This window comes from Priestia sp. P5_B4 (assembly GCF_056400385.1).
In genome coordinates this window covers 1-599 of sequence record NZ_JBFULJ010001440.1, presented here as the reverse complement: position 1 = coordinate 599, position 599 = coordinate 1, and the positions used below count along the sequence as shown (strand labels likewise).

Genomic DNA, 599 nt, shown 5'->3' with positions numbered 1-599 from the left:
CTATAAACAGTCGGGAATTGGTCGTGAAATGGGAAGCTATGCGCTTGATAACTACACTGAAGTGARAAGCGTATGGATCAATATGGAATAATAAGTAAGAATTTTTGTGAAAATCAATAGCATATCTTTGTGTGAAAAAGAGTAGTCTTTAGTGGACTACTCTTTTATTTGTTTAAGTCCCGCATTTTTAGAAAAGGAGTGATACCATTGCCGGTTATACAGGGCCCCTCGTCGTATARGCTTACCGGTCACCTGCAAAAGTTTAGAGAGAACCCACTGGGTTTTTTGGAAAACTTGACTCAGTATGGAGAAATTGCAACATTTAGAGTTGCGCACAAACGCTTTTATGTAACGAGAGACCCTCAACTTATTAAAGATGTAGTCATTACAAACAGCAAGGCGTTTCAAAAAATTAAACTAACGCATATGTTTAAAACGCTGCTAGGCGAAGAAATGTTATGGACAGATGAAGCATTATATATGAGCCCCATTCAACCCTCACAACTAAAACAACATCTAACTTATAATAAGGAAGCAATCGCAAAAATAATTGAAAAGCATACGGAAACGTGGGAAGAAGGGCAGCTTCGAACGATAGT

General features: G+C 37.9%; 1 protein-coding gene and 1 pseudogene. Both read left to right on the top strand.

Features of this window, described 5'->3' with window-relative positions:
- Positions 1-91: hypothetical protein (locus AC1DRF_RS31475; protein WP_477742758.1), on the top strand; the 91-nt coding region annotated here is incomplete at its 5' end.
- Between the two features lie 194 nt (positions 92-285).
- Positions 286-599 (top strand): annotated as a pseudogene (locus tag AC1DRF_RS31470) (cytochrome P450); the annotation flags it as partial.